Origin of the sequence: Streptomyces sp. NPDC002742, from assembly GCF_042888885.1 — a bacterium.
In the GTDB taxonomy this organism is placed as follows: Bacteria; Actinomycetota; Actinomycetes; order Streptomycetales; family Streptomycetaceae; genus Streptomyces.
Window position 1 is genome coordinate 18,753 of record NZ_JBIAQF010000032.1, and the last position, 18,947, is coordinate 37,699.

At 68.6% G+C, this 18,947-nt stretch carries 18 protein-coding genes and 1 tRNA gene; 13 read left to right on the plus strand and 6 right to left on the minus strand.

Features of this window, described 5'->3' with window-relative positions:
- Positions 1-113 precede the first annotated feature (113 nt).
- On the minus strand, positions 114-1,262 hold the full coding sequence (locus tag ACFYW8_RS37890; protein ID WP_389089607.1) for a lactonase family protein: 1,149 nt from the start codon (positions 1,260-1,262) through the stop codon (positions 114-116).
- Between the two features lie 1,044 nt (positions 1,263-2,306).
- Here ACFYW8_RS37890 and ACFYW8_RS37895 point away from each other — a divergent pair.
- The gene (locus ACFYW8_RS37895) at positions 2,307-2,753 is read left to right on the plus strand and encodes a VOC family protein (RefSeq protein WP_389089610.1); all 447 of its coding nucleotides are present in this window, start codon (positions 2,307-2,309) and stop codon (positions 2,751-2,753) included.
- Between the two features lie 73 nt (positions 2,754-2,826).
- Here the strand turns inward: ACFYW8_RS37895 and ACFYW8_RS37900 are convergent, their stop codons facing one another.
- Both ACFYW8_RS37900 and ACFYW8_RS37905 read right to left on the minus strand, forming a co-directional pair.
- Positions 2,827-3,816: an aldo/keto reductase gene (locus ACFYW8_RS37900; RefSeq protein WP_389089614.1), complete on the minus strand. Its 990-nt coding sequence runs from the start codon at positions 3,814-3,816 to the stop codon at positions 2,827-2,829.
- Positions 3,817-4,290: 474 nt separating this feature from the next.
- Positions 4,291-4,364: transfer RNA gene (locus ACFYW8_RS37905), tRNA-Met, on the minus strand.
- A gap of 111 nt (positions 4,365-4,475) precedes the next feature.
- Between ACFYW8_RS37905 and ACFYW8_RS37910 the strand changes: the two genes are divergently transcribed.
- From ACFYW8_RS37910 to ACFYW8_RS37940, 7 genes are all read left to right on the plus strand, one after another.
- Positions 4,476-4,661, plus strand: a complete 186-nt coding sequence (locus tag ACFYW8_RS37910; RefSeq protein WP_365874842.1) for a CopG family transcriptional regulator — start codon at positions 4,476-4,478, stop codon at positions 4,659-4,661.
- The gene (locus ACFYW8_RS37915) at positions 4,658-5,002 is read left to right on the plus strand and encodes a VOC family protein (protein WP_389089618.1); all 345 of its coding nucleotides are present in this window, start codon (positions 4,658-4,660) and stop codon (positions 5,000-5,002) included. Before ACFYW8_RS37910 ends, ACFYW8_RS37915 begins: the two co-directional genes overlap by 4 nt.
- A gap of 21 nt (positions 5,003-5,023) precedes the next feature.
- Complete coding sequence (locus ACFYW8_RS37920) at positions 5,024-5,881, plus strand: class I SAM-dependent methyltransferase (protein WP_389089621.1); 858 nt, start codon at positions 5,024-5,026, stop codon at positions 5,879-5,881.
- Between the two features lie 239 nt (positions 5,882-6,120).
- Positions 6,121-6,630, plus strand: a complete 510-nt coding sequence (locus ACFYW8_RS37925) for a hypothetical protein (protein WP_389089624.1) — start codon at positions 6,121-6,123, stop codon at positions 6,628-6,630.
- A gap of 588 nt (positions 6,631-7,218) precedes the next feature.
- Positions 7,219-8,895 (plus strand): serine/threonine protein kinase, encoded by a 1,677-nt coding sequence (locus ACFYW8_RS37930; RefSeq protein WP_389089627.1) that lies wholly within the window; start codon positions 7,219-7,221, stop codon positions 8,893-8,895.
- Positions 8,896-9,300: 405 nt separating this feature from the next.
- Positions 9,301-9,540, plus strand: a complete 240-nt coding sequence (locus ACFYW8_RS37935) for a hypothetical protein (protein WP_365874836.1) — start codon at positions 9,301-9,303, stop codon at positions 9,538-9,540.
- Positions 9,540-9,917 (plus strand): toxin Doc, encoded by a 378-nt coding sequence (locus tag ACFYW8_RS37940; RefSeq protein ID WP_389089631.1) that lies wholly within the window; start codon positions 9,540-9,542, stop codon positions 9,915-9,917. The genes ACFYW8_RS37935 and ACFYW8_RS37940 overlap by 1 nt, the downstream gene beginning before the upstream one ends.
- A 259-nt stretch (positions 9,918-10,176) precedes the next feature.
- On the opposite strand, the gene ACFYW8_RS37945 is transcribed toward ACFYW8_RS37940, so the two are convergent.
- Positions 10,177-11,463: a MalY/PatB family protein gene (locus ACFYW8_RS37945; RefSeq protein ID WP_389089634.1), complete on the minus strand. Its 1,287-nt coding sequence runs from the start codon at positions 11,461-11,463 to the stop codon at positions 10,177-10,179.
- A gap of 340 nt (positions 11,464-11,803) precedes the next feature.
- Here ACFYW8_RS37945 and ACFYW8_RS37950 point away from each other — a divergent pair, with 340 nt between their 5' ends.
- Genes ACFYW8_RS37950 through ACFYW8_RS37965 form a run of 4 tightly spaced genes read left to right on the plus strand, consistent with a single transcriptional unit; the run spans position 11,804 to position 16,081 of the window.
- Complete coding sequence (locus ACFYW8_RS37950) at positions 11,804-13,075, plus strand: ABC transporter substrate-binding protein (RefSeq protein ID WP_389089636.1); 1,272 nt, start codon at positions 11,804-11,806, stop codon at positions 13,073-13,075.
- Positions 13,072-14,013 (plus strand): carbohydrate ABC transporter permease, encoded by a 942-nt coding sequence (locus ACFYW8_RS37955; RefSeq protein WP_389089639.1) that lies wholly within the window; start codon positions 13,072-13,074, stop codon positions 14,011-14,013. Before ACFYW8_RS37950 ends, ACFYW8_RS37955 begins: the two co-directional genes overlap by 4 nt.
- Positions 14,013-14,846, plus strand: coding sequence for a carbohydrate ABC transporter permease (locus ACFYW8_RS37960; RefSeq protein WP_365874826.1), 834 nt, complete (start codon positions 14,013-14,015; stop codon positions 14,844-14,846). The genes ACFYW8_RS37955 and ACFYW8_RS37960 overlap by 1 nt, the downstream gene beginning before the upstream one ends.
- A gap of 38 nt (positions 14,847-14,884) precedes the next feature.
- On the plus strand, positions 14,885-16,081 hold the full coding sequence (locus ACFYW8_RS37965; protein ID WP_389089644.1) for an ABC transporter ATP-binding protein: 1,197 nt from the start codon (positions 14,885-14,887) through the stop codon (positions 16,079-16,081).
- Positions 16,082-16,481: 400 nt separating this feature from the next.
- Here ACFYW8_RS37965 and ACFYW8_RS37970 read toward each other — a convergent pair whose 3' ends face one another.
- Both ACFYW8_RS37970 and ACFYW8_RS37975 read right to left on the minus strand, forming a co-directional pair.
- The gene (locus ACFYW8_RS37970) at positions 16,482-17,315 is read right to left on the minus strand and encodes a PIG-L family deacetylase (RefSeq protein WP_389089647.1); all 834 of its coding nucleotides are present in this window, start codon (positions 17,313-17,315) and stop codon (positions 16,482-16,484) included.
- Between the two features lie 488 nt (positions 17,316-17,803).
- On the minus strand, positions 17,804-18,250 hold the full coding sequence (locus ACFYW8_RS37975) for a DUF1772 domain-containing protein (protein ID WP_365874820.1): 447 nt from the start codon (positions 18,248-18,250) through the stop codon (positions 17,804-17,806).
- A 91-nt stretch (positions 18,251-18,341) separates the two neighbouring features.
- On the opposite strand from ACFYW8_RS37975, the gene ACFYW8_RS37980 reads away from it, so the two are divergent.
- Complete coding sequence (locus ACFYW8_RS37980) at positions 18,342-18,920, plus strand: TetR/AcrR family transcriptional regulator (protein ID WP_365874818.1); 579 nt, start codon at positions 18,342-18,344, stop codon at positions 18,918-18,920.
- Positions 18,921-18,947: the final 27 nt, after the last annotated feature.

The following is an 18,947-nucleotide window of genomic DNA, read 5'->3' on the forward strand; positions in this document are numbered from 1 at the left end:
CCATGCGTGGAGGGAAGGGGAGGGGAGGGGAAGGGATGCGGCAGGTGCGGAATGAGGCGGCAGCGACCCGCCTGGTGGGCGGGGCCGCTGCCGTATGCCGTGCTGGTGGCCGGTCAGGGGGCGACGATGCCCTCTCCCCCGACGCCGCCCGGCACGGTCCGGGAGCCCAGCGGGGTGAGTGAGCCGTCGTGGTTGACCTCGAACTCGTCGACGATGCCGTTGACCCCCGTCTGGACGTAGAGGAAGCGCCCGTCCGGGGTGGTCGCGGCGTCGACGGTGCCGGGGTCGGTGGGCGTGTTGCCCAGAAGGGTCAGCCGACGGCCTTGGTCCGAGGTACGGAAGCCGCTGAGGGTCGAGCTGCCCGCGTTGGAGGCGTAGAGCAGGCTGCGGGCGGCGACGATCCAGCAGGTGGCCGACTGGCCAGTGGCCGCGTACGCCTCCTGTGATGCGGTGCCGTCGCGGTGGATGGTGAACGTTGCGACAGCGTTCGTCCCGGCCTCGGCCAGGAACAGGCCGCGGCGGCCGTTGGGGACGAAGGCGAAGGGCACGGCGCCCGGCAGATTCGTCACGACAGGGGAATGGGCGGGTGTGCCGGAGCGGTCCAGGTTGAACACCAGGAGGTTGCTGCCGTTCGCCTTGGTGGTGACGACGAGCTGGGAACCGTCGCCGGTGAAGCCCACCTGCCCCGGGGTGTTGGTGAACTGGGGCGTGGCGTTCGGGTCGAGTCCCAGGTCGCGGTGCCGTCCGGCCTGCTCGTGGAGGCGGCCGCGGTGGAGCGTGTAGCCCTGGAGCGAACCGCCGTCCAGTGCGTTGAGCACGTACACGTCGTCGCCGTGCACGGCGACACTCACCGGAAAGCGGCCACCGGAGCCGATGACCTGCCGCAGCGCCAGGCGGTCGCCGTCCACCGAGAACACGGAGACGGTGTCGCTTCCGGCGTTGACGGCATACAGCAGGGCGTGGTGCGAGTCGTAGGTCAGGGAGCCCTGCGAGGCGAGGTGGTCGGCGACCGACCCGGCCAGCACACCCCCGAGACCCTTCGTGTCGTAGGTCCGGGCCTGGGTCAGCCGCCCGTTCTCCGCACGCCGGTAGGCGACGATCTGGTTACCCGCCGGGTTGTCGGTCTGGACGAAGACCGCATGGTGGCTGCCGCGGTCGTGCCCGTCGCCGCTGCGCGCTGCAGCGGACACTGACGGAGTGCCTACGGCTGCTGTGGCGAGCGCGGTCGCGACGGCCATGGCGAGACGAGTGATCTTCTGCACGATGTTCTGCCTCCACGAGGGACCTGGATCGACGTCCCGCTGGAGGCCTGCGTCTCTGGTCGAGCCAGATTCGGGCACCGTGGCCGCGAGCGGAGACGACATGGACGAGGACTGTGGTGGGCGCGCCCTACGCCGACTGCGTTCCGTGCGCGAGGCACCACGGTTCCTCGCCGAAAAGGTATGTGATGTTTTGTCAGAAATCGTGGAGGTGCTGCGGTTCGGCGCTGCCGGGGTCGCGCGGGTGCCGCCGCTGCCGTCCTCGCGGGTGCCCTGTAGGTCTTCCGGCGTCGGCCGGACGGTCTCATGCCCGCGGGCGGTCCGAAGACCTCTCTGGCGACGGAGAAGCCGGTCGGCAACGGGAAGGGCGCGGTGGACCTCGGCAAGACGTTCACCAACGAGTTCGCCGTCCAGGCAACAAGAGCGAGGGCTTCAAGACGACCACGACCCCGGTCGGCCCGAACGGCTGGCCTCGCGACCCGCACGAGGCGCCCGGGTGACTGTCACCCGCGCGGCCCGTCTCCGGCTGCGACCGCCGGTCAGCGGACGGGCAGTACGGTGGTGTGCTCCTCGCGCACGGCCTGATGCCGATGGTCCTCCCGCAGCGGCCCCATCCAGCGCGGATCCGCGCGGGGGTCAGCGCGGCCCCCAGCTCGCGCCGGCGCCGCACGGCGACACCCGGACGGGTGCGGCGAGGCTGAGCGGAACGGGGAACTCCGCCCACCAAGGGTGACCCGGCACCGTGAGGAACCGGGGAAGCGCAATACTCGAGCGCGCGCACCGCGCATCGGCGAGGAAGCATGGAGTTGCGGGACGTCACGCGCTGCGGATGATCGTCTGCGTGGGAGCGGCCACCTGCGCCGCCACCTGCGCCGCACTCACCCTCGCTCGTGGCGCCTGACTCACGGTTCTGCTGCAGCGGTGCTGAGGCGTGGTCCAGAGTCTTCGGAGTGCTGCGGTCCGAGTATGTCGAGAACGTGCCACCGGTTCCGTCCCAGGGGCATCAGCGGCCACCACCGGCCGCACGAGGAAGAAGGAGGAACCAGCATGGCGATTCAGCGGATGGACAACGTCGGCATCGTCGTCGAGGACATGGATGCCGCCGTCGCGTTCTTCGTGGAACTCGGCATGGAGCTGGAGGGCAGGGCGGAGGTCGAGGGCCCCTTCGCCGACCAGTGCACCGGACTCGACGGCGTCCGCTGTGACATCGCGATGGTCCGGACCCCGGACGGTCACAGCCGGCTCGAGCTGGCGAAGTACCACAACCCCGCGGTGATCAGTGCCGGGCCGCGCAACCCGCCGCACAACGTTCTGGGCACGCACCGCGTGATGTTCGCCGTCGACGACATCGAGGACACCGTTGCCCGCCTGCGCCCTCACGGCGCCGAACTCGTCGGCGAGATCGCCCGGTTCGAGGACAGCTACCTGCTCTGCTACGTCCGCGGCCCGGAGGGCATCATCGTCGGGCTGGCCGAGCAACTGCGCCGAGAATGAGGCGTCGAACCAGGCCGTGGGGCCGGACCGCACGTGATCCGGGCCCTCACCGCCTTCGTTCGTTCAGTCAGTGCTAACGGTTGACGGCTCGCATCCCTGCCTCGTCGTACCGCTCACCCGCCGCCTCGGGCAGCTCCGCATCGATACGTGCCAGTTCCTGCTCGGTCAGCGCGATACCGACCGCGGCGGCGTTCTGTTCCAAGTAGGTGCGGCGCTTGGTGCCCGGGATCGGCACCAGGTCCTCGCCCTGGGCCAGCACCCAGGCGATCGCCAGCTGGGCCGGGGTCACGTCCTTCTCGGCCGCGATCTCCTTCACCTTTGCGGCCAGCCGCTGGTTCGCCTCCAGATTGGCGTCCTGGAAACGCGGGTTCTCCCGGCGCCAGTCGTTCGCGTCCAGCTCATCCGTCGAGGTGAACCGCCCAGCGAGGAAGCCGCGGCCGAGCGGCGAATACGGCACGAACCCGATGCCCAGCTCACGGCAGGCCGGCAACACCTCGGCCTCCACGTCCCGTGACCACAGCGAGTACTCGCTCTGCACCGCAGTGATCGGGTGCACCGCGTGGGCGCGCCGGATGGTCTCCGAGCTCGCCTCGCTCAGGCCGATGCACCGCACCTTGCCCTCGGCCACCAGTTCGCCCAGCGCGCCGACCGTCTCCTCGATGGGTACGTTCGGGTCTACCCGGTGCTGGTAGTACAGGTCGATACGGTCGGTCCCAAGACGTTTCAGGGAGCCGTGGACGGAGCTCCGGACGTGCTCGGCCGAGCCGTCCTGCGGGCCGACCGTGCTGATGTCGCCCGGCACGGCGCTGTCCATCCGGTAGTTGAACTTCGTCGCGATCACGTACTCCTCGCGGTGCCCCCGGATCGCCTCGCCGACGAGCGACTCGTTGGTGAGCGGCCCGTACATCTGCGCGGTGTCGAGAAAGTTCACCCCGAGGTCGAGGGCGCGCCGGATGGTCGCGATGCCCTCCTGCTGATCGGCGGATCCGTAGAAGGCGGACATGCCCATACACCCAAGGCCGATGGGCGACACCTGGAGGTCCCGCAGACTGCGCTTCTGCATGTCGTGTCCCATGCCTTTCCCTGTCGTTCGAACGCACGAAGCCCCTCATCGATCCGAGCGGCGAACTCCGACGCCGGCATCCCATGAGAGGCGGACGCCGACACGGGCTTCGTAACGCCGTAGTGGTGTCTGCAACGCTACGAGTTCGAGCGCACTCCAGCACAAGTCGATCGATGCGCCCGTGAACACCTCGGAGAACGCCGCTGAGGACAGGCAGGGGCCGTCACGAGTCCAGGCCGGGGTTGGAACCCCCGCCCCCACCACCAGCTGCCGCACGCTTCACGCCGCACGCCGCACGCCGCACCCAGAGCGGATCCTGCCGCCGAGGCCGCACCGACACGACGCCGAACACCGCCCGCGCAGCCAGACCGCGATGCCCAGCCGCCCCGCCTCGTACCAGGCAGGAGCCAGACGGGCGATCGTCCGGGAATGGCAGAGGGCCCGGATCCTGTGGATCCGGGCCCTCTGCGGCAGTAGCGGGGACAGGATTTGAACCTGCGACCTCTGGGTTATGAGCCCAGCGAGCTACCGAGCTGCTCCACCCCGCGTCGGTATCCCTCACCTTACGCCATCGCAGCGAGCTCCGAAGAAACACTCGTCACCATGATGACCCGGCCATATCGGTGATGCTAGCTTGCTAGGATGCTAGCATCCCTGTTGTGGGTGATGAGGACGTCAAGCAGTTCAACGTGTACCTGCCGATCGGACTGATCAAGCAGGTCAAGTACCACGCCATCGAGTCGGGCATGTCGTTGTCGGCGCTCGTCGCTGCCGCGTTGCGCGCATACCTCGACGATGCTCATGGGAGCAACCAGCAATCGTCTGAGAGGGAGAACGGGACATGACGACCGAAGGAATCGAAGCCGTGTTCCTGACGACCCACAACTGGGGCAAGGCGGCAAAGTTCTTCCAGGCACTGGGTTACGAGCTGGAGTTCGCGACAGACCACAACTCCGGCCAGCTCCGCAACGGCGACGGTCCCTACGTATTCATCGCCGAGGTTCCCCAGGATCAAGAGCCACAGACGCGGATTGTCCTGAAGGCGCCGGACGCGGACTCGTTCCGTCCCGATCCTGTTGTCGAGGTGGTCACGCCGTTCGAGGACACCCATTACGGGACCCAGGAGATGACCGTCCGGGACCCCGACGGGCGTCTGTGGAGCCTCAAGGCTCCCGCCAAGAACTGACCGCGCCGAAGGGTGAACACTATGCCCCATGAGCAGATCGAGGCACCGGACGACACCGCGGTGCGGACCGCCCTCTGGCGGGCGATGCACCTCCAGGTCGATCCGCCTCCGCATGTGATCGAGGACGAGATCGGCCTGCAGCTCGCGGCCCCCGGCGCCGACTGGCGCGACCGCCCGGACATGGACCCGCAGGCCACCAGTGGGTTCCGCGCAGCCATCGTCGCCCGCGCTCGTTTCATCGAGGACCTGATTGCCGAGCATGCGGACCGCGGCGTGACCCAGTACGTCATCCTGGGAGCCGGCCTGGACACCTTCGCCCAGCGCAAGCCGGAGCTCGCCTCCCGCCTGCAGATCTTCGAGGTCGACCAGCCCGGCACCCAAGCCTGGAAGCGCCGGCGCCTGGCCGAGCTCGGCTACGGCATCCCCGACCGGCTGCACTTGGTGCCAGTCGACTTCGAGGCCGACGCGTCCTGGTCCGAGCAGTCGGGTGCCGCCGGCTTCGATCCCGGTCGGCCGGCGGTCATCGTCTCCACGGGCGTCACCATGTACCTCACCAAAGACACCACCACCGCCACCCTGCGACAGGTTGCCGGGCTTGCGCCGGGCTCAACGCTTGCCATGACCTTCCTGCTGCCCACCGAACTCGTCGAAGCCTCCGACCGCCCCGGCCTCCGGTCGAGCGAGGAAGGCGCACGAGCGTCCGGAACGCCGTTCATCAGCTTCTACACCCCGCAGGAAATGCTGACGCTGGCCCGCGAAGCCGGCTTCAAGAACCCTGGGCACGTGCCGGGAGCCCTGCTCACCGAGCGCTACTTCACCGATCGCACCGACGGCCTTCGCCCGTCAAGTGGAGAAGACCTGCTGCTGGCCACCACCTGACCCTCGTCAGCACCGTCTGTTCCAAGGAGTCTCCGAGCCTTGCGGTTCATGAACGCCTGGCGGCTGATCACGTGACCGCTTCATGTCCCGGTCGTCGATGTGGACACGGGGCGAGGTGATCTGACTGATACCGGGCGGGAGCGGCCACGGCCGTTCCTGTCGGTCAGTAACGGGCGTTGTGGCCGGTGGCGGGATCACCGGCAGCTGATCGACGGGATCCGCACCGGGTTCGCACCCGGGTGCAGTGGCCTGACCCGCCCGAACGGTTCGGGCCGCGGAAGACCGTCCACGAACGGTACCGCCTGTGGTCGGCCGACGGGACTTGGGAGCGTCTGCTCCAGCAGGTGAACCAGTCGCCGCGGGATCCGCTGCCGGTGCGGCGGCGGATCGCCCAGCGGTTCTCCGGGGCGGTCACGCCTGAGGTGTGGGTGATTGAGACGTGCCGTTCCCCAAGTGCGGCCGCGCATCGGCCGGGTGGCCGGCCAGAACTGCGCCGCGCTCGGGAAACGGGCGAACTGCCAGGTCGCGGTCAGTGTCCATGCCGCTACCGACACAGGCCGAACACCGGCTCAACACTGGTCCACAAGTGGCGTGTGAACGCCGCCCACGGGGGTCGATCCGTGACCGTGTCCAGTCACAGGAGGCAGCGGGAGGCAGCGGGAGGCAGTAGAAGGACGAGGATCCAGTCCGTGTTCTGGCCCCCTCCGGGGGCGCCTCACGTCAAGATCACGATTCCGGCTCACGTGTAGATCTTGTGTTCGCGTCGTGGCTAATCTGTGCACCTGATTCTTCGCGTCACCCGTGCCTGCTGGTCAGGGCCGTAAGGAGCTCGTATGGAGACCACAACCGCCTCTCCCGCCGCAGCCCCCTCATGGCCGATCCTGTCGCCTGACGCTTCCCGGTGGCCAACAGTCCCGCCGATTGCGGCAGGAGGGCAACAGGCGGACACGGTCGCGGCGGTGGCGGGACCCATGGCCGCCGTGACCGCCGTGGGGTGGCGTTGACCGGCGGCTTCCTGCCCGCCGGGCCCACCGAGCCGGACATCTTCACCCCGCGTGCCACACAGGTCGTGTGACGCGCCGTCACGTCGGCCATCGCAGGAACCTCGGCGGCACGAGTCCGTTTCCGGGAGGCGAGGTCCAGGCTCAGTACCGCAACGTACACACGTACGCGGAGTACCGAGGCAAGCGCCGGACCGCTGCGCCGACGGCGTCGTCGCCCGCGCCCTCCATGCCCAGTGCACGCAACCGCTCTGTCCCACCGGCGGTCGGCCCACCACCCGCGCCAGACGCGCGGCCCGCCGGCCCACTTGTTCCTTCTTGTCCCAGGGAGCCTCGTTGTCCACGCGTGTCCACCCCGCACGGCCCGGTGATCCGCGCCGGATAGGTCCGTACCGGGTCATCGGCCAGCTCGGTTCGGGCGGCATGGGAACCGTCCATGCCGCCCTGGATCCGCAAGGGCGGCGGGTGGCGGTCAAGGTCATTCACTCCGCGCAGGCCGGCGACGGCGAGTTCCGGGCCCGGTTCAAGCGGGAAGTGGAGGTGTCCCGGCGGGTTACCGGGCCCTGTCTGGTGCCGCTGCTCGCGGCTGACCCCGGCGCGTCCGTCCCCTGGCTGGCCACCGCGTATGTCCCCGGTCCTACGCTCGGCGAGCACGTCGGCGTGCACGGCCCGCTGTCCGGGGCCCGGTTGTACGCGCTGGCGGCGGGGACCGCGGCCGCGCTGGCCGCCGTCCACGCGGCCGGGGTGGTGCACCGTGACGTGAAGCCGGGGAACGTCATCCTGGCGCCGGACGGGCCGCGGGTTCTGGACTTCGGCATCGCCCACGCTCTGGACGGCACCTCGGTGACCCGGACCGGCGTGATGACCGGCACCGCGGGCTGGATCAGTCCCGAGGGCTACCGCACCGGGGCTACGGGTTCTGCCGGGGATGTCTTCGCCTGGGGAGCCCTGGTCGCCTACGCGGCCACCGGGCGCCTGCCGTTCGGCACCGGCGCACCGGACGCGGTCGCGTTCCGGGTGATGTCCGGCGACCCTGACACCGCCGGGGTGCCCGATGAGCTCCTCGCGCTGGTGACGTCCGCGCTGGCCAAAACAGCCGCGGAGCGGCCTACGGCTGCTGCGCTGGCCGGGCAGTGCACGGCGTTGCTCGCCGCCCAGAGCACCCAGGTCCTGCAGTCGGGGGCCGAGGCACCGACTCTGGTGGGTGATCTGGTTACGGCCAAGTGGGACCTGCCCGTCTCCGAGGACGATGCGGCGTGGACCGTGGCCCGGCGGCGGATCACCCGCCGCCGGACCGGGCTGGTCGCCGCGGCCGGTGTCACCGTGTTCGCCGCGGCCGCGGTCGGCTCCTATCTGATCGCCGGACAGGACGCGGGCGGGTGGCACCACGGCACAGGGGCCGGGCCAGGCACGACGGCCTCCGCCACGGTCTCCCCCGGCGGGCACGGACCTGCGAAGACGGCGAGGGCTTCCGCTTCGGTGTCGGGTTCCCCGGACGCGGCCCAGGGTGCGCCGGTCGCCAAGACGGCGTCGCCGGGAAAGACGGCCACGTGCCTGCCCGTCACCTACAAATCCGCCGAGGGCCCGGCAAGCTGTGAAACCAGGAAGGACATCTGCGCCGCCGGCGCCCCGTACTACCTCAAGGGCATCAACGCCCTGTGCGGCGGCGCTCCCGCCCTGCAGAGGGTCAACATCATCTCCGAGCCGCCCTACGGCGGAGACCCGGGTGTGTCGTACTGCGTCGCCTGGACAGGCAGCAGCGACGGCACCGCACGCAACGCCGCGCTTCTGATGGACGCACCCAGGTACCAGTGCGGCGCCGAACTCGGCGAATCCGCCGGCGCGGTCACGGAACCGGGGAACTACGCGATCGTCTTCCATGACACCCCGCAGGACTGCGCGCCCCAATGGCCGGGAACCCGCCTGACCTACCCCGCCGTCCTCGACTACAGCAGCCTCGGCGACCAAGAACCCCGCCAGTACGTCTGCCTCACCGAACACACCGGCGCCTGACAGCCAGACACCAACGGACACCTCCGCCAGAACCGGTTGCGTGCGAGTTCATCGTCCGTATGGAGCGGTTCAGGCCGGTGGAGTTCCGCTCCACACCGACACCGTGGAACGCGGGTCGGCATCACCGGTGCCCGTGGGCTCGCCAAAACCCGTCAACTGAGCCTCCGGACGGAGCACGGACGCCGACTCCTGTCGACTCCTCCGCCCTGGTCCGCCCCGACGGGCCGCGATGTATTCGTCCACGCGAGCTCCGCGCCCGGCCGGTCACGGCGGATGCCCGACGACGGGTCTTCGAGCGGGTCCTGGATGCCGTCCGGCAGGCCGGGTGCAGCCCGGGTCGCCGATTCGCGGCCGGGTCGTCCGATCAGGTCGCGCGAGAAGGTACCAGTTAGGTACCATGCCGATATGCCATCACTGAACGTGACCTTCACCGAGGAAGAAATGGAAGCCGTGCGTGTGTCTGCCGCGGCCGAGGGCAAGAGCCTCAAGCAGTACATGCACGACCTCGGCGTCCGCGAAATGCAGCGCAAGCAGTTCGTGGCCGGCGCGGTCTCGTGGGCGGACAGGCTGCGCGCCGAGTTCGACGAGGCCTTCCCGGACGAGATCCCCCCGTCCCAGCGCGGCGCGGGAGCCACCGCCGCCTGATGACCCTGCACATCGATGTCCCCTGGCTCCTGGACGTCCAGGACGCGGCCCTCGGCAATGACGACGTGTCAGTCACCGACTACTCGGCCCTCGTGGCCGCCGTCGCGCGCCACAAGACACGCATGCCGACCCTCGCCACGTCCAACCCCGACGCCGCGTGGCGCGCCGCCGCGCTCCTGCACACCATCGTGTGTCTTGAACCGCTCCCCCACCGCAACAGCCTGTTCGCCGCGTTCGTCACCGGCCAGTACATGGACCAGTCCGGGGAAGGAATCGACCCTCCCTACGGGGCTCTGTCCGACCTGATCAGAAAGATCCGCGAGACCCGGCTGGACATCTACGCCATCTCCGACGCCCTGCGCGCCTGGCGGCTGTGACGCGTCGGAGCGAGGCCGAAGCGCACGGGGTCAGGCCGAACCCCCGTGACGCCCGAACGACGAAGATCTCTCTCCGATCTCCTCCTGCCCCCGCTCGACGCCCCCGACCCCGAAGTACGCATCGGCGCCGCCTGACGGACTGGCGGCCGCCTCCGCCCGCACGCAGAACACCCTCTGTGTTCCACGCCCGCTGTGTTCCTCGCCCGCCTGCCGTTCGCCGAACACGATCCACCCGTACGCGCAGGCCCGGAACCGGCGATTACGCAACCGGCCCTGGCGCACCAGGATTCGGGGACGATGGCGCGTCTGCGACGGCCGCGAGCAGGCGGTCTACGGCCTCGTCCACCGTGGAGCGGGGACAGCCCAGGTTCACGCGCATGTAGCCGTGGCCCTCGATCCCGAACTTCTGTCCCTTGTCCAGCCACAGCCGTGCCCGGGTGAGCATGAACTTGTCCAGCGACTCGGCGTCCATCCCCAGTTGCCGGCAGTCCATCCACGCCAGATACAGCGAGTCGGCCGGAAGGACCCGCACCTTGGTCGTGGCGGAATTGACCGCCTGCGCGAAGTGCGCGTGATTGCCGCGCAAGTAGGTGAGCAGCTCCTCCAGCCAGGGCACACCGTGCACGTAGGCCGCCTCGGCAGCGACCATGCCCAGCAGGTTGACCAGCGGGAACACGTTGCGCTCGTACTGGCGGGCCAGTTCCGCCCGCCGCCTGGGATCAGGCACGAAGACGTTGGCGCTCTGCAGGCCGGGAAGGTTGAACGTCTTGCTGGGAGCCGTGCAGGTGATGCTGTTCCGTGCGAACTCCTCGCCGAGCGAGGCGAATGGGATGTGCTTGCGGTCCTGGTTGATGATGAGGTCCTGGTGGATCTCGTCGGAGACGACCAGGACATCATGCCGGGCGCAGATCTCGCCCATGGTCCGCAGTTCGTCCTCCGCCCACACGTTCCCGGTGGGGTTGTGAGGGTGGCTGAGGATGAACAGCTTGGTGTCGGGACAGATCGCGGCCTCGAACGTCGAGGCGTCGAAGCGGTATCCGTCGTCGGTCCGCTGCAGCGGCGCAAACGCCAGGTGACGGCCGTTCAGCAGGACGTCCTCGTGGAAGTGGACGTAGACCGGCGGCTGGATGAGCACCGAGTCGCCCGGCGCGGAGAACGCCTGCACAACTGTCTTGAGCGTGGTGATGATGCCGGCGGTCTGCATCACCCACTCCCGGGGGACCTCCCATCCGAACCGCTTGGCCTGCCAGCCGGTCACGGCGTCGAGGTAGCTGTCGGTCGCGCCACCGGGATACCCGAAGACTCCGTAGTCGACGGCCTGGTGGAGCGCGTCGATCACGGCCTGGGGGGCCTTGAAGTCGGTGTCGGCAACCCACATCGGCAGCGGGTCGGCCGCGGCCTCGTCGGCTGTGAGGAACTGATGTGCACTGGCCCATTTCATGGAGTTGCTGTTCCGGCGGTCGATGACGGCATCGAAGACCGATCCTGTATCCGCCGCCGAGGTGCTCTGCCGTGACCGGTCCTGGGGTGTGGTGTCAGGTGCCATGACTGGATGCTAGGAGCGTGGGCCGGTAACGGTGAGCGGTGGGACCAGTCGCGGTCGTCCGGCCGTGACCTGTGACGACGGGATGAGGTGTTGCCTGCCGGCCCTGCCTGCGCGGCGGAGGCGGACACGGGTTCTTCCGGCGAAACTCCCTGAGCTCCTCACACCCGCGGGGCGGTTCCGTGCGCCCAGTGCGGCGTGATCCGTGTCCTGTGCGGCCGATCGGATGACTTCTTGGAGAGGCGTACGGGGTGAAGCCGGGCGCGGGCCTAGCCTTTCGCGGGTCCGGGCTTCCCTCCACTCTGTCCGGATTTTCCCGTACTGGTCCGGAAGGGGTGTGAGGGTGGCACGTTCGTCCGGCATCCGTGGCCTCCTGCGGGTTCTGCTCGCCCTGTGTCTGTCGGCAGCTCTGCTGGCCGGCTGCGGGGGCGGAGGTGGCGGGCCGGTGACGCTCAACTGGTACAACTTCCCGGATGATTCAGGTGCGTTGGCCAGTGCGGCAAGTGCCTGTTCCAAGCGGTCCGGTGGGCGTTACCGAATCAGTTACAACAAACTGCCCCGTACGGCGGACGGGCAGCGCCAGCAGCTGGTGCGCCGACTGGCCGCCAAGGACGCCACGGTCGACATCATCGGGCTGGATGTCACCTGGCCCGCCGAGTTCGCGGAAGCCAACTGGATCCTGCCGTGGACCGGGGCCAACCGCACGGCGGCCACCCGGGACACCCTGGAGGTCCCGCTGCGGACGGCCACCTGGAAGGGCCGGCTGTACGCCGTCCCGTACAACACGAACACCCAACTGCTCTGGTATCGCAAGGACCTGGTCCCCACGCCGCCCAGAACATGGGCCGAGATGATCGGGATGGCCGGTCGTCTGGCGAAGCAGGGCAAGCCGCACTACGTGGAGATCCAGGGCGCGCAGTACGAAGGACTCACGGTCTGGTTCAACACGCTGGTCGAGAGCGCCGGCGGCTCCATCCTGAACGCGACCGCCACGGCTCCCAAGTTGGGTCCGCCCGCCGTGCGCGCGGCCTCCGTCATGAAGACCCTGGCCACCTCGGCCGCGGCCGACCCGTCCCTGTCCAATCAGATGGAGGACCAGAACCGGCTGGCCATGGAGTCCGGCAGCGCCGCTTTCGAGATCAACTACCCCTTCGTGTATCCCTCGATGAAGGCCAACAACCCCTCGCTCTTCAAGCAGTTCCGATGGGCGCCCTACCCGGCGGTCGACCCGGACCGGCCGGCCAGGCCCACCATCGGCGGCATCGACCTGGCCATCGGCGCCTACTCCCGGCACTCCGAGTTCGCCTTCGAGGCGGCGCTGTGCCTGCGGAACCGGCAGAACCAGTTGACCGCGGCGCTGGAGGGCGGGCTCCCGCCCACGCTCCGCCCGCTCTACTCGGACCCCGCTCTGGTCAAGAACTACCCCTTCGCCTCCACCGTTCTGACGGCCCTGGAAAACGCCAGCATCCGGCCCAAGACCCCCGCATACCAGAACGTGTCCATCGCGATCTCGCACACCCTGTCGCCGCCGAACGGGATCCAGCCGAGACCGGACGTGCAGAAGATCGGTGACCAGATCAAGGACGCCCTCAGCTCAAAGGGGCTGATCCCGTGACCCCATCGGCTCCGACCGCCTCTCAGGACGCGCCGCCCCCCAGAGACGACCGCGCTCTGTCCGAAGGGGCCCGGCAGGAGCGCCGGTTGGGCTGGCTGTTGTGCGCGCCCGCCGTGATCGTCATGCTCGCCGTCACCGCCTACCCCATCGTCTACGCGATCTACCTCTCACTCCAGCGCTACGACCTGCGCTTCCCGCAACAAGCGCACTTCGTCGGGTTCAGCAACTACGGCGCCGTACTCTCCTCCGAGTTCTGGTGGCAGGCACTGTGGGTCACGGTGTTCATCACCGTGGTCTCCGTGGTCGTGGAACTCGTCCTCGGATTCGCCCTGGCGCTGGTGATGCACCGCACCATCTTCGGCCGCGGGACGGTTCGCACCGCCGTCCTGATCCCGTACGGCATCGTCACCGTGGTCGCCGCCTACTCCTGGCAGTACGCCTGGACCCCGGAAACCGGCTACCTGGCCGATCTCCTGCCCTCCGGTTCCGCTCCCCTCACCGAGCAGTGGCCGGCCATCGGCCTGATCATCCTGGCCGAGGTGTGGAAGACGACCCCGTTCATGGCCCTGCTGCTGCTGGCGGGCCTCGCGCTGGTGCCGGAGGAGACGCTGCGCGCGGCCCAGGTGGACGGCGCCGGAGCCTGGCAGCGCTTCTTCCTGGTGACCGTGCCCCTGATGAAGCCGGCCATCCTGGTCGCCCTGCTCTTCCGTACCCTGGACGCCTTCCGGATCTTCGACAACATCTACATCCTCACGTCCGGCGCGCACAACACCGGCTCGGTGTCCATCCTGGGCTACGACAACCTCTTCACCGCGCTCAACCTCGGCATCGGCTCGGCCATCTCCGTCCTCATCTTCCTGTGCGTGGCGTTGATCGCCTTCGCCTTCATCAAACTGTTCGGGGCAGCCGCCCCCGGCTCCCAGGAAGGGGGACGCTGATGTCCGCCACCGGACGGCGACGGATGGCGGGGTGGGCCCTGGTCAACATCATCGTGATCGTCTATGCCCTGTTCCCGGTCTGCTGGATCATCTCTCTGTCCTTCAAGGCTCCCAGCACCCTCACCGACGGCAGCTTCATCCCGACCCAGTGGACGTGGGAGAACTACCGCGGGATCTTCCAGACCTCCGAGTTCACCCGGTCGCTGATCAATTCCATCGGCATCGCCCTGATCTCCACGGTGATCGCGGTGGTGCTGGGCACCATGGCGGCCTATGCCGTCGCCCGGCTCCGTTTTCCCGGCAAGAGCCTGCTGATCGGCATGTCACTGCTGATCGCCATGTTCCCGCCCATCTCGCTGGTCTCGCCGCTGTTCAACATCGAGCGGATCATCGGAATTTTCGACACCTGGACCGGTCTGATCATCCCGTACATGACCTTCTCCCTGCCGCTCGCCATCTACACCCTGTCGGCCTTCTTCCGGGAGATCCCCTGGGACCTGGAGAAGGCGGCCAAGGTGGACGGTGCCACCCCGGCGCAGGCGTTCCGGCTGGTGATCGCTCCGCTCGCGGCGCCGGGGGTGTTCACCACGGCGATCCTGGTGTTCATCTTCTGCTGGAACGACTTCCTCTTCGCGATCTCGCTGACCTCGACCTCGGCGGCCCGGACCGTGCCGGCGGCCATCGCCTTCTTCACCGGGAGCAGTCAGTTCGCTCAGCCCACCGGTTCGATCGCCGCGGCCGCCGTGGTGATCACCATTCCCATCATCGTCTTCGTGCTGCTCTTCCAGCGGCGCATCGTGGCCGGGCTCACCTCCGGAGCCGTCAAGGGCTGACCGGCGGCAGCCGTTCGTCAGGACAAGAAGGACCGACCGTGGCAGAGATCGTTCTCGAAGGCATCACCAAGCGCTACCCCGATGGTGCGGTGGCGGTGAAGGACGTCAACCTCAGTGTCGGAGACGGCGAGTTCGTCATCCTCGTCGGTCCGTCCGGATGCGGTAAGTCCACCACCCTCAACATGATCGCCGGGCTGGAGGACATCACCGAGGGCACCCTCCGGATCGACGGGCAGGTCGTCAACGACAGAAGCCCGAAGGACCGCGACATCGCCATGGTCTTCCAGAGCTACGCCCTCTACCCGCACATGAGCGTGCGCGACAACATGGGTTTCGCACTCCGGCTGGCCAAAGTGGACAAGGCGACCATCCGCGAGAAGGTCGAAGAAGCCGCCCGTATCCTCGACCTGACGGAGCATCTGGACCGCAAGCCCGCCAACCTCTCCGGCGGTCAGCGCCAACGGGTGGCGATGGGGCGGGCCATCGTGCGCGACCCGAAGGCGTTCTTGATGGACGAGCCGCTCTCCAACCTGGACGCCAAGCTCCGCGTCCAGATGCGCACCCAGATCTCCCGCCTCCAGCAACGCCTGGGCAGCACCACGGTCTACGTCACCCATGACCAGACCGAAGCCATGACGCTGGGCGACCGGGTGGTGGTGCTGCGCGGCGGATTGGTGCAGCAGATCGGTACCCCGCAACGCCTCTACGAGCAACCGAAGAACCTCTTCGTCGCCGGGTTCATCGGTTCGCCCGCGATGAACTTCCTGCACGCCACCACAGAGGACAACCGCCTGCGTACGTCGGTGGGCGTCCTTGACCTCAGCGACCGGCTGCGCCGCACCCTGGAGCGGCACAACGCCCCCAGGGACCTCATCGTGGGGCTGCGCCCGGAGGCCTTCGAGGACGCCGCCCTGGTGGACCGGAGCAAGGCCGGAGGGGGTACGACGTTCAGCGTGGACATCGACGTGGTCGAATCCCTGGGATCCGATGTCTACGCCTACTTCACCGAGGACGAGTGGCAGCCCACCGCCACCTCCGAACTCGCCGAACTCGCGGCCGACTCGGGATTGACGGACACCGGCGCGGGCGGGCACCAGATCGTCACCCGCCTCGACGCCTCCACGCAGGTCCGCGAGGGTGGCCGAGCCGAACTCTGGGTGGACACGGCCAAGTTGCACGTCTTCGACCCGGCCTCGGGGGCCAATCTGACACTGTCCGACGAGGCTGCCGACTGACCCTTTGGATCGGGATGTGCCGACGCAGGCGTCGATCCGTGCCGGCAGCCGGCTCCCGACTTCGGTCCGGGCCAGGCGTTTGGCCTTCGACCGCGCGCCTTCGGCCTTCGCCGGAACTGCTTCCAGCGGCGGTCTGTCCTCAACGGAGCAGACCGCCGGGCTTGTGGCCTGAGCTGTCGCCATCTTGCGAGTCAGCAGCCCACGGGTCTCCCACCGATGCCGTTGCCGGACGGTTGGGCGACGAGTACGGTGCGGGCCGGCATCGTGGGCAGGCGTCGACGCCGTCGGCGAGGGCCTGGACGCGAGCTGCCGGAGCGCGACTCGCGTGGACAGGCCTCCGGGTGTGTGACCGCTCGATCGCGACGTGCGGTCGATGCGCTTTCCCGGCCGGTCGGACGGATCAGCGCAGTCCGGCGAAGAGATCCTTCTCGGGTACGGCCGCGCCGGTGGCGTCCTGGACACGTACGAAGGTCTCCAAGCCCATCAACTCGCCGAACCTCTCCTTGCCCATCTTGAGGAAGAAGATGTTCTCGCCCTGACTTGCATGCGCGGCCAACGCGTCGAACTTCTGACCGCTGAACGCGGTGGTGTCCACCCAGGTGGTGATCTCGTCGTCGGGGAGGCCGATCTTGGCCATCTCGGCGGCCTCGGCAGGATCCGGCTCCGGCATGTCCTCATGGAACTCGCGCATGATCTCGCCGAACCGCTGCATCCCCGAGCGGGGCATCGTGGTCCAGTACACCTTCGGTGTCAGCGCGGTCATCTCCAGCGCCGCCATCGTGATGCGGTGGGCCTGGATGTGGTCGGGGTGGCCGTAGAAGCCGTTCTCGTCGTAGGTGACGACCACATCAGGTCGGTAGTGCCGCATGAGTTCCGCCAGTCGGGCCGCACCTTCCCGTACGGGGGTCCGCCAGAAGGAACCGGGGGCGTCGTTGCTCGGCCAGCCCATCATCCCGGAGTCGGCATAGTCCAGCATCTCCAGATCGCTGACCTTCAGGACATCGCAGCTCGCCTCGAGTTCTTGACGGCGCATCAAGGCGACCGCCGCCGGATCGTGCCCGGGATCGCCCGGCTTGACACCCCCCGGTCCGTCACCGCAACCGCCGTCGGTACAGGTCACGAGAACCGTGCGGATGCCTTCCGCCGCGTATCGCGCGAGGACCCCTCCGGTTCCGGTGGCCTCGTCGTCGGGGTGGGCGTGTACTGCCATGAGCGTCAAGGGCCGGTCAGTCATGAAACAGTCCTCCTGCAGAAATAACGTCTTGATCCAAGTAGCACGGCGGGCGTACCGCGATCCCCGGGACCGGATCCTGGTGGGGCGGACGACCTTGTGGTCTCCGTGTTCCCCGGCCGTGCGGCGCCGGTCCCTCGGTCGATGCAACCGTGCCGACCGGACCGGATGTTCCCGGCGCGGGCGCTTGGCATTCCGGGCGTGGGCGTTTCGACGCGAACGAGGTACAGGCACGGCCCCTGCCCTGTCGCAGCGCATCCGTCGGCCGGCGAGCGGTTGACCTGCCGGGATGCCAGGCCGTCGGAGAAGGCGGAGGTCCGTGCCTCTCGAACGGCCTGGCATCGCCGAAGACGCGATCTCGACAGAGGCAGCGCCGCCTGCGGAAGAGGTTTGGTCCTGGGTTCCGAGGGCGGCGCAGATCCGTGCGAATCGTCGGCTACCGCCTGCGGAGTGGAGGAGTGCCGCCACCCGCGCGGTCTCGGCCCGGGGGTTCAGGCGAGGGCGGCGGCCAGCAGGGCGAAGGCGGCCATGATGACGGCGAGGCGGACGTAGTGGTAGCGGTTCCAGCGGTCCAGCTGCTGCTTCCAGTCGGCGGGCCGACTCTCAGGGGTCCACGTCTTGTTCAGGTTGTTGATCGGGACGAGCAGCAGGACGGACATGACCACGCTGAGGAGCAGTAGCGCTCCGGCGGTGACGACGAGGCCGGTTCCGGGGTGGTGGCGTCCGGCGACCGCCCAGACCGCGACGAGGACGAGCGAGCCGATGTACCAGAACGGCATCACGGCGCCCAGCATCCGGCCCCCGTGGGCGTGGCCGAGCTGGCCGCTGTCCTCCGGGAGCGCGTTGAGGATCGGGTTCATGACGAAGGCGACGGCGAACTCCACCCCCACCATCACGCCGACGATCACGGTGGTGACGACCTCGAGTGCGTTGAGCATGATGACCTCTCTTGGTATCTATCATTGCTAGGTGATGAGTCAACGCTAGTACTGCTGCCGCTCGATTGTCTAGTGATGCTAGGATCGAATCATGTCGGTACAGGAACGCAAGGAACGCGAACGGGCGGGCCGCGAACGTCTCATCGTGGCGACGGCCCGCGAACTCGCCGAGCAGCAAGGCTGGGACGCGGTCACCACGCGCCGGCTCGCCGAGCGCATCGAGTACAGCCAGCCCGTCCTCTACAGCCACTTCCGCGGCAAACGGGAGATCATCGGTGCCGTCGCCCTGGAGGGCGCCGCCGAACTGGCCGCGGCGGTGCGCGCCGCGACCGCCGCCGCGGACGGCCCGCGCGAGCGGGTGTACGCCCTCGCCCGCGCCTACCTCGACTTCGCCGCACGCAACCCGGCGGTCTACGACGCCATCTTCCAGCTCGACGGCGGTCTCCCGTACGCACGGGAGGACACCCCGGAACCTCTCAAGGACGCTTTCGCCGCGCTGCTGGAGTGCCTCGGCGAGGCCGCCGGGGACGGCGTCCACCCGGGGCTGTTCACCGAGACGTTCTGGGCGGCCCTGCACGGGGTGGCGACCCTGACCCGGGCCGGACGACTGCCGCCGGCGGACACCGAGCGGAGGGTCGAGCTGCTGGTGGACCGGCTCGCCATCATCTGACACACCGTCCGGGCGAACAAGCAGCCG

Excerpts from the sequence above, each read along its gene's own strand:
- ACFYW8_RS37900 (WP_389089614.1), bottom strand. The coding sequence starts at position 3,816 with ATGCAGAAGCGCAGTCTGCGGGACCTCCAGGTGTCGCCCATCGGCCTT.
- ACFYW8_RS37970 (WP_389089647.1), bottom strand. The coding sequence starts at position 17,315 with ATGACTGACCGGCCCTTGACGCTCATGGCAGTACACGCCCACCCCGAC.
- ACFYW8_RS37945 (WP_389089634.1), bottom strand. The coding sequence starts at position 11,463 with ATGGCACCTGACACCACACCCCAGGACCGGTCACGGCAGAGCACCTCG.
- ACFYW8_RS37920 (WP_389089621.1), top strand. The coding sequence starts at position 5,024 with ATGCCCCATGAGCAGATCGAGGCACCGGACGACACCGCGGTGCGGACC.
- ACFYW8_RS37915 (WP_389089618.1), top strand. The coding sequence starts at position 4,658 with ATGACGACCGAAGGAATCGAAGCCGTGTTCCTGACGACCCACAACTGG.
- ACFYW8_RS37895 (WP_389089610.1), top strand. The coding sequence starts at position 2,307 with ATGGCGATTCAGCGGATGGACAACGTCGGCATCGTCGTCGAGGACATG.
- ACFYW8_RS37980 (WP_365874818.1), top strand. The coding sequence starts at position 18,342 with ATGTCGGTACAGGAACGCAAGGAACGCGAACGGGCGGGCCGCGAACGT.
- ACFYW8_RS37960 (WP_365874826.1), top strand. The coding sequence starts at position 14,013 with ATGTCCGCCACCGGACGGCGACGGATGGCGGGGTGGGCCCTGGTCAAC.
- ACFYW8_RS37940 (WP_389089631.1), top strand. The coding sequence starts at position 9,540 with ATGACCCTGCACATCGATGTCCCCTGGCTCCTGGACGTCCAGGACGCG.
- ACFYW8_RS37975 (WP_365874820.1), bottom strand. The coding sequence starts at position 18,250 with ATGCTCAACGCACTCGAGGTCGTCACCACCGTGATCGTCGGCGTGATG.
- ACFYW8_RS37935 (WP_365874836.1), top strand. The coding sequence starts at position 9,301 with ATGCCATCACTGAACGTGACCTTCACCGAGGAAGAAATGGAAGCCGTG.